The sequence below is a fragment of the uncultured Actinomyces sp. genome (genome assembly GCF_963542285.1).
Taxonomy (GTDB): Bacteria; Actinomycetota; Actinomycetes; order Actinomycetales; family Actinomycetaceae; genus Pauljensenia.
In genome coordinates this window covers 1-8,362 of sequence record NZ_CAUTWQ010000028.1, presented here as the reverse complement: position 1 = coordinate 8,362, position 8,362 = coordinate 1, and the positions used below count along the sequence as shown (strand labels likewise).

At 58.1% G+C, this 8,362-nt stretch carries 7 protein-coding genes and 2 tRNA genes; 1 reads left to right on the top strand and 8 read right to left on the bottom strand.

From position 1 onward, the window contains the following. Together RW023_RS08230 and serS are read right to left on the bottom strand one after the other, a co-directional pair. Positions 1-674, bottom strand: a 674-nt coding sequence (locus RW023_RS08230) for an HAD family hydrolase (RefSeq protein ID WP_315580733.1), incomplete at its 3' end; no start/stop codon positions are given. Between the two features lie 9 nt (positions 675-683). Next, the gene (gene serS, locus RW023_RS08225) at positions 684-1,964 is read right to left on the bottom strand and encodes a serine--tRNA ligase (protein ID WP_315580732.1); all 1,281 of its coding nucleotides are present in this window, start codon (positions 1,962-1,964) and stop codon (positions 684-686) included. Between the two features lie 80 nt (positions 1,965-2,044). Here serS and RW023_RS08220 point away from each other — a divergent pair, with 80 nt between their 5' ends. Beyond that, positions 2,045-3,220, top strand: coding sequence for a diacylglycerol kinase family protein (locus RW023_RS08220; RefSeq protein WP_315580731.1), 1,176 nt, complete (start codon positions 2,045-2,047; stop codon positions 3,218-3,220). Positions 3,221-3,519: 299 nt separating this feature from the next. Here RW023_RS08220 and RW023_RS08215 read toward each other — a convergent pair. From RW023_RS08215 to RW023_RS08190, 6 genes are all read right to left on the bottom strand, one after another. Then, positions 3,520-3,592: transfer RNA gene (locus RW023_RS08215), tRNA-Ala, on the bottom strand. A gap of 18 nt (positions 3,593-3,610) precedes the next feature. Further along, a complete protein-coding gene (locus tag RW023_RS08210; RefSeq protein WP_315580730.1) occupies positions 3,611-3,748 on the bottom strand; it encodes a DLW-39 family protein in 138 nt (45 codons plus the stop codon). 29 nt (positions 3,749-3,777) lie between these two features. Then, positions 3,778-3,854, bottom strand: a tRNA-Ile gene (locus RW023_RS08205). 203 nt (positions 3,855-4,057) lie between these two features. Further along, positions 4,058-4,450, bottom strand: coding sequence for a DUF3566 domain-containing protein (locus RW023_RS08200; RefSeq protein ID WP_315580729.1), 393 nt, complete (start codon positions 4,448-4,450; stop codon positions 4,058-4,060). After that, a complete protein-coding gene (gene gyrA, locus RW023_RS08195) occupies positions 4,447-7,053 on the bottom strand; it encodes a DNA gyrase subunit A (protein WP_315580728.1) in 2,607 nt (868 codons plus the stop codon). The genes RW023_RS08200 and gyrA overlap by 4 nt, the downstream gene beginning before the upstream one ends. A gap of 65 nt (positions 7,054-7,118) precedes the next feature. Beyond that, on the bottom strand, positions 7,119-8,362 hold a 1,244-nt coding region (locus tag RW023_RS08190; protein WP_315580727.1), incomplete at its 5' end, for a toprim domain-containing protein.

Here is an 8,362-nt window from a genome sequence, read left to right as displayed (position 1 = left end):
CTGGCTTTCGTCACCCCGAGTGAACTGATATCAGCCCAGGACGTCCAACCGACGAAAACCTCGTGAGTCTTCGCAAAGGGCAGGGCACACAAAGTGCTTTCGAAAGAATCGCGGTCCAAAGCGGGCTCACGAATGACAAGCTTGGGCGTGCGCATCGCTTTGAGTTCGTCGATGCTCACCAACTCGGTATCTTCAACGATCTCCCCTTCGGGAAAACCCGTTGAAATCAAGCGAAGGTTACGGTCTTCGACGGCGAAACGCGCATGTGGAAGAGTCTTTAACGCCTCGTCGATCACCTCGGCGGGGGCAAACTCATGGCGATGCACAATCTCGTAGCCGGCCTCGTGAACCCGAGCAAGAACCGCGCCATTTGACGCGACAATCCACCCGCGGCGAAATCCCAGTAGCGGGAGAACGGGCAGGACCGCACCCATTGAGCGGCCGGTCGCGATAACGACCTGCGCACCGGCGCGGCTGAGCGCTGCAATCGATTCAACGACCTGCGCACTGGCACCGCTGGGACTCAAGATCGTCCCATCGATGTCCAGGGCGACCAACACCTGCGTGATATCACGCGGAAAAGTGGAAGGAAGCGCGCAGCGCGCCTCCTCCACAAGCTCCTCGAAAGGACGGGGAGCCTCACCACTCAGCGGTGCCGTTAAGTAGCTGGTCACGCAGCCTCGTTACTTTGCGGCAACGGGCTCAAGAACCTCGAGGCCACCCAGGTAGGGTCGCATTGCTTCGGGAACGTAGATTGAGCCATCGGAGCGCTGGTGGTTCTCAAGGATTGCAACCAGCCAACGGGTCGTAGCAAGGGTGCCATTGAGGGTGGCAACAGCGTTCATGCCATCTTCGCGACGCTCACGAATGCCCAGTCGACGTGCCTGGAAGGTCGTGCAATTCGAGGTCGAGGTGACCTCCATGTAACGCTCCTGAGTGGGCAGCCACGCCTCGCAGTCAAACTTACGAGCAGCAGAAGTGCCCAGGTCACCGGCGGCCGTGTCGATCACGCGATAGGGCAGCTCAACCTTAGCCAGCATCTCTTCTTCCCAAGCCAGGAAGCGTGCGTGCTCTTCTTCTGCGTCCTCGGGACGACAGTAAGAGAACATTTCAGCCTTATTGAACTGGTGGACGCGGATAATGCCGCGCGTATCCTTACCAGCAGAACCGGCTTCGCGACGGTAGCAGGTCGACCAACCCATGTAGCGCTTGGGGCCGGCGCTGAGGTCGAGGATCTCATCGGCGTGGTAGCCGGCGAGCGCAACCTCAGAGGTACCCGTCAGGTACAGGTCATCGGCGGGCAGGTAGTAGATCTCTTCGGAGTGCTCGTTGAGGAAGCCGGTACCGCCCATGACCTGCGGGGTCACCAGGGTCGGAGTCATCATGGGCACGAAGCCGTTGGCGAGTGCCTGATCCATCGCCATGGTCATCAGAGCCAGCTCGAGGCGTGCGCCAACACCCTTGAGGTAGTAGAAGCGAGCACCCGAAACTTTCGCGCCGCGCTTGGTGTCGATCGCATCCAGGCCCTCACCCAGTGCGAGGTGATCCTGGGGCTCAAAGCCTTCGCTTGCAAAATCACGAGGCGCGGGACCCTCGTGGCGCAGGACAACGAAGTCTTCCTCACCACCGACGGGAACTCCGTCGAGGACCAGGTTCGGGAGCAGGCGAGCCAGGCGATCGGCCTCGGCGTCGGCAGCGTTGGCGGTGGCCTCGGCAGCTTTCACCTCATCGGCAAGTTCCTTTGCGCGCGCAAGGATCGCAGGGCGTTCCTCCGCTGAGGCGCGACCCACGGACTTGGAGACCTCTTTCTGGTTCGCACGCAGGGCCTCGAAAGATTGCAAGGCCTCGCGACGGGCAACGTCGGCTTCAAGAATCTGGTCAACAAGGGCGGGATCAGCTCCACGAGCGCGCTGAGAGGCGCGTGCGGGCTCAGGGTTTTCACGCAATGAACGCACATCAATCATGGGGCCATCTTAGTTCACTGAAGCATGTCAGTGCCGACAAATGTCTGTGCTGTCAGCTCGGTGCCCTTTACACTTTGAGTATGCGAAAGTTTCGTGCACCGTCACCGTACCTGATCGCGCTCGCTGGAATTGCCGGAGCAGGCGTCACAGCAGGTGCCAAGTACTTCATTCAGTCACGGTCGCGTCGTGCGCATCGTTCGGCAATCTCACTGCCCCCGAGCATCGCCGAAAACATTCGCCCTTGGGTGGTTTTTAATCCTTCCAAGCATGATGATCCGCAGGAATTTCGCAACTCCATAACAATGGATGCGCGTGCGCTTGGCGTGCGTGACATTCATTTCATTGAGACAAGCATTGCCGATCCAGGTGTTTCTCAGGCGCGCAAGGCTGTGCGCGCTGGCGCAACGCATGTCATTGCCGCTGGCGGAGACGGAACGGTTCGCGCTGTTGCCGCCGCCTTGGCTCACACCGGTGTGCGCATGGGTATTCTTCCCGAGGGCACTGGCAACGTTTTAGCCCGTAATCTTGGGCTTCCGCTGGATTCCCCACTTGATGCGCTAGCGGTTGCACTTGGGGAGTCAACCCACCGAGTTGATCTCGCGTGGCTTCGCATGGTTGATCCCGAGGAGCGCTTTGACCTTCCCTGTGAAGGAAAGCTGCTCGCGGGTGTGACTTCTTCGCGTCCTTCCACCTCTGACGAGGCCGCGCTGGCCTTAGACGATGAATTCCCCTTTGTGACCTTGGCTGGGTTGGGCTTCGATGGTGAGACCATGTCGAAGACGGATCCTGAGCTGAAGAAGAATATCGGCTGGGCTGCCTACGTAGTTTCGGCAATTAATTCACTGGATGTTCCTCGCATGGGTGCCCGTCTTCGTGGACAGGATGCTCACGGTGGCGATGATTCTTCCGAGTTCACCGCCCGTTGCGTACTCTTTGCGAACTGCGGAGATCTACCGGTGATCACCTTGGCTCCCGAGGCCTCGCTGCATGACGGATTGCTTGATGTCATCGCTGTGGATACGCAAGCTGGTTTGGTCGGTTGGGCCGATCTGTCCTTGAAGGTCTTCAGTCAGAGCCTTGGACTTCCACAGGTTAATACACCTGTCTCCCCCGCCGACCTCTCGATCAGGCAGGTACGCGAGTGTGAGCTTGAACTGGATCAACCTGCGGTTGTTGAGGTCGATGGGGATGCTATTGGCCGCAGCTCGAAGGTTGCTGTGCGCATCGATCAGGGCGCGCTGTTGATTGCCGGATAAACACCGCCTCCTCATACTCCTGGTTTAGCTCACCCATTCCGGGTCTATTGCCGTTTTAAGACGGTAGGTGAGCGAGCTAAAGCAGGAATGGGTGAGCTAAAAACGTTATGGGCGAGCTAAAGCCGTCCAACATGCGTGTGATCTCGGTGCGCGGAAAGCTATGCGCGATGCGCGCTATCCACGTGCGGTGTTAAACGTGGTATTACATGCGCAGTTTCCGAATACCAAGCTAGACACCGCAGACACCGCCAGACACCGCAGACAACAAAAAGGCCCAGCCGAAGCTGGACCTTTGGTTGTGGAGCTAACGGGACTCGAACCCGTAACCCCCTGCTTGCAAAGCAGGTGCGCTACCAATTGCGCCATAGCCCCAAAGGGGTTCCCCCAAGCTTACGCCTGTGAGACGTCATCCGTAACGGATGTCCACAGTTCCTCATTGTCGGAAAGATCCTGGCAAACCTGCCGGACCACGAGCCCCACAACAGCAGCACATGCCACTAGCGAAAGAGTTTTCACAAACTTCTTCATGGGAGCCTCCGCTCAATTGTTCCTGCGGATGGTGGGCCTAGGTGGGCTCGAACCACCGACCTCAGTCTTATCAGGACTGCGCTCTAACCTACTGAGCTATAGGCCCATTGCCATGCCGAAAGGCACGCGTTAAATAGTACATGCGCATGGTGATTGACGCAAAATTGTTTTCTGGTGACGTCGCCCACTCATTAGCGTTCCCCGCGTTGAATCACCAGAAGAACGCCATTGAACCACCATAAGAACGGCCTGAATACACGTGTGGGGGTCGGTGCGCGGCACCGACCCCCACACAGTGGAACTTAAAGCTCACTCATCCATCAGTGTCACCTTGATGCCACCGACCAGCGAGGCGACCAAGTTGTACAGGAAGGTTCCCAAGGCCGACAGTGCAGTGAGCAGAACGACGTTCATCACCGCAATGAGAGTCGTGTAGGCCATGACCTTCGGAAGCCTGACGTAATCCAGAAGTGAGACCATCTGTGATGCGCCAATGGACTGAAGGAAGCTTTCCGCTGAGGCAAAGACATGCATGGCGTTGAGCATGAGCCACAGGACCATGACTGCAACGACCAGTGCGATACCCAATGCCACGCTGAGTAGGAAGGCAACCTTCATGACTCCCCAGGGGTCCACTCGCACGATGGCGAGGTCAACCTGGCGGGGAAGGTCATCGCGGTCGTTCGATGCGTGATCACTCATTCCTGGACCTCCTGTGAGTCGTCATGCTCTGACGCTACATCCTCAGCAGGGGTTTCGTCATTACTTTGCGAAGAATTGTCCTGCGCGTGTGCGTCCTCGGACTCCTCTTCATCAATGTCGCGCTCGGGGTTACGAGTCACAGCAATGATGCGATCGTCCTCATCGGGACGAGCAAAGATCACACCCATGGTGTTACGCGCAGTCGGGCGCACATCTGAGGCATTGACCTGGACAAGCTTGCCGGACTCGGTGATCACCATGATGTCTTCTTCAGGATCAACAACCAACGCGCCAACAAGCCCGCCACGCTCTTCAACCAGACGACCCACACGCACACCCATGGTTCCACGACCCTTGGTCGGGTATTCCTCAATGGGAGTGCGCTTGGCGTAACCGGAATCGGTGACGATCAGCAGGTCCGTTCCTTCGCGAGGAACATCCATGGTCAAGAGCTCATCATCGCCGCGGAACTTCATACCGCGAACACCAGAAGTGGATCGACCCATGGGTCGCAGCTGCTCATCCGTTGCAGCGAAGCGCACGGCCTGGCCATCGCGAGACACCAGCAGCAGATCGTCATCAGCATTAGCTAGCTGAGCCGAAACCAGCTCATCCGGCTTGCCCTCTTCGTCCTCACGCAGGTTAACGGCAATGATGCCGCCACTTCGCGGAGAGTTGTACATCTCCAGCGGGGTCTTCTTCACGAGGCCGGACTTCGTTGCCAGTACCAGGTACTGTGCGTCCTCGTAGGTGCGGATTGCCAGGACCTGCGCAATGTGCTCTTCCGGCTGGAATGCCAGAAGATTTGCAACGTGCTGGCCCTTGGCATCGCGACCGCCTTCGGGAATCTCATAGGCCTTCGCGCGGTAAACGCGACCAAGGTTCGTAAAGAACAACAACCATTGGTGCGTGGTCGTGACGAAGAAGTGCTCAACCACGTCGTCGCCACGCAGCTGAGTTCCGCGAACGCCCTTACCGCCTCGTTTCTGAGAACGGTAGTTATCAGTACGAGTACGCTTTGCGAAACCATCGCGGGTGATGGTGACGACAACATCCTCTTCGGGGATGAGGTCTTCCATCGACATTTCCCCATCGAAGGGAACGATGGTGGTACGACGCTCATCGCCGAACTTCTCAACGATTTCGCCAAGTTCTTCGGAGATGATCGCGCGCTGACGCTCAGGCTTGGCCAAGATATCCTGCAGATCTTCAACGCGTGCGCGCAGTTCCGCGTGCTCGTTCAAGATCTTCTGACGTTCCAGTGCTGCCAGTCGGCGCAGCTGCAGGGCAAGGATTGCGTCGGCTTGGATCTCATCAACGTCCAGCAGCTCCATCAAGCCGCTTCGTGCCTCGTCGACAGTGGGCGAGCGACGGATCAAGGCAATGACCTCATCCAAGGCATCGAGGGCCTTGAGGTAACCGTCCAAGATGTGCAGACGCTCTTGAGCCTTACGCAGGCGGAACTGCGTGCGGCGCACAATCACATCGATCTGGTGGGCAACCCAGTGGCGGATAAAGCCGTCAATCGACAGGGTTCGCGGAACACCGTCAACCAGCGCAAGCATGTTTGCTGAGAAGTTCTCTTGCAGTGAGGTGCGCTTGTACAGGTTGTTCAAAACAACCTTGGCAACTGCATCACGCTTGAGGACAATAACCAGTCGCTGACCGGTACGGCCCGAAGTTTCATCGCGAATATCCGCAATACCTTGGATCTGACCGTCACGAACCAGCTGAGCAATCTTGTCAGCCAGGTTGTCGGGGTTGACTTGATAGGGAAGCTCGGTGACCACCAGGCACTGGCGTCCGTGGATTTCCTCGACGTTGACAACCGCGCGCTGGGTGATGGAACCGCGTCCCGTACGGTATGCGTCTTCAATTCCACGACGTCCCAAAATGGTTGCGCCCGTTGGGAAGTCGGGACCGGGGATCAGCTTGAGGAGGGCCTCAAGGAGTTCCTCTCGCGAGGCCTCGGGGTGCTCAAGCGCCCACTGCACGCCGCGTGCAACCTCACGCAGGTTGTGCGGAGGAATGCGGGTTGCCATACCGACGGCGATACCTTCCGAACCATTCACTAAGACGTTGGGGAAACGCGAAGGAAGAATGGTTGGTTCCTGGTTGCGGCCATCGTAGTTGTCCTGGAAATCAACGCATTCTTCGTCGATGTCACGGACCATTTCCATGGCCAGAGGCGCCATCTTACATTCGGTGTAACGAGGTGCTGCGGGGCCCAGGTTACCGGGGGTACCGAAGTTACCCTGACCGGCGACCAAGGGGTAGCGCAAAGACCAAGGCTGCACCAAGCGCGCAAGCGCATCGTAGATCGCCCCGTCGCCGTGGGGGTGGTAGTTACCCATGACGTCACCGACGATACGCGATGACTTCGAGAATGAAGAGGTGGGACGGTAACCGCCGTCGTACATCGCGTAGAGGATGCGGCGGTGGACGGGCTTAAGTCCGTCACGAACATCGGGCAGCGCGCGCCCGACAATAACGCTCATGGCGTAGTCGAGGTAGGAGCGCTGCATTTCCTTCTGCAGGTCGACCTGGCGAATACGTTCGACGTCGCGGATGTGTCCGGCATCGACTGTTTGTTCGTCGCTCACTTTGGTCCTTCGTTTCGTTTTCTACTGACGAGGCCGCACGTGGGTCGCGGCCTCGTCGCTGGGCTTTAGATGTCGAGGAAGCGCACGTCGGTGGCGTTGCGCTGGATAAACGTGCGGCGCCTCTCGACGTCGTCGCCCATCAAGATGGTGAAGGTTTCATCGGCATCTGCTGCATCTTCGAGAGTGACCTGCTTGAGGATGCGGTGCTCGGGATCCATGGTGGTTTCCCACAGCTCGTGATCATTCATCTCACCCAGACCCTTGTAGCGCTGGATGCCACCTTCCTTGGGAAGCCTGCGATTTGCTGCGGCTCCCGCGGCAAGCATCTCGTCGCGTTCCTTGTCTGAGTAAGCGAATTCGTGCTCTGCGTTGGACCACTTGATGCGGTACAGCGGAGGCATAGCAATGAAGGTGTGTCCCTGTTCGACCAGGGGACGCATGTAGCGGAACAGCAGGGTGAGCAACAGGGTTGCAATGTGCTGACCGTCAACGTCGGCGTCGGCCATGATGACGATCTTGCCGTAGCGCAGTTTCGCCAGGTCGAAGTCTTCACCGATTCCCGTTCCAAATGCGGTGATCAGGGAGCGAATCGTATCCGAGCTCAGTGCGCGGTCTAGGCGAGCCTTTTCCACGTTCAAAATCTTGCCTCGGATCGGCAAAATTGCCTGGTGTTCGGGGTCGCGTCCGCCGACGGCTGAGCCGCCTGCGGAGTCACCCTCGACGATGAAAATTTCGCATTCTTCGGGAACTCGCGAGGAGCAGTCGCGCAGCTTACCGGGCATCGAGGCCGATTCCAGTACTCCCTTACGACGAGTAGCTTCGCGTGCCTTTCGAGCGGCAACACGCGCAGCCTGAGCTGCCTGGCCCTTCTGGATGATGGCCTTGGCATCCGCCGGGTGTGCGTCAAACCAGTCGGTGAGCTTGGAGTAAACCTGCTGCTGAACGAAGGTTCGCGCTTCGGTATTACCCAGCTTGGTCTTGGTCTGGCCTTCGAACTGGGGCTCGGTGAGCTTGATCGAAATAACGGCCGTCAGACCTTCACGCACGTCATCACCGGTCAGGTTGTCATCCTTCTCGCGAATGATGCCCTTTTCTCGACCGTAGCGGTTCACCAGCGAGGTCAACGCGGTACGGAAACCTTCTTCGTGCATGCCACCTTCGGTGGTATTGATGGTGTTTGCGAAGGTGTGAACCGACGAGGAATACGCCGTGGTCCACTGCATGGCGATTTCCACGCTCATGGTGCCTTCGTCATTTTCCGCTTCGAAGTCAATGATGTCAGCGTTGATCGTTTCGATCTTCTTTGCCG

Coding starts and splice junctions, on each gene's coding strand:
- serS (WP_315580732.1), bottom strand. CDS start 1,964: ATGATTGATGTGCGTTCATTGCGTGAAAACCCTGAGCCCGCACGCGCC.
- RW023_RS08220 (WP_315580731.1), top strand. CDS start 2,045: ATGCGAAAGTTTCGTGCACCGTCACCGTACCTGATCGCGCTCGCTGGA.
- RW023_RS08210 (WP_315580730.1), bottom strand. CDS start 3,748: ATGAAGAAGTTTGTGAAAACTCTTTCGCTAGTGGCATGTGCTGCTGTT.
- RW023_RS08200 (WP_315580729.1), bottom strand. CDS start 4,450: ATGAGTGATCACGCATCGAACGACCGCGATGACCTTCCCCGCCAGGTT.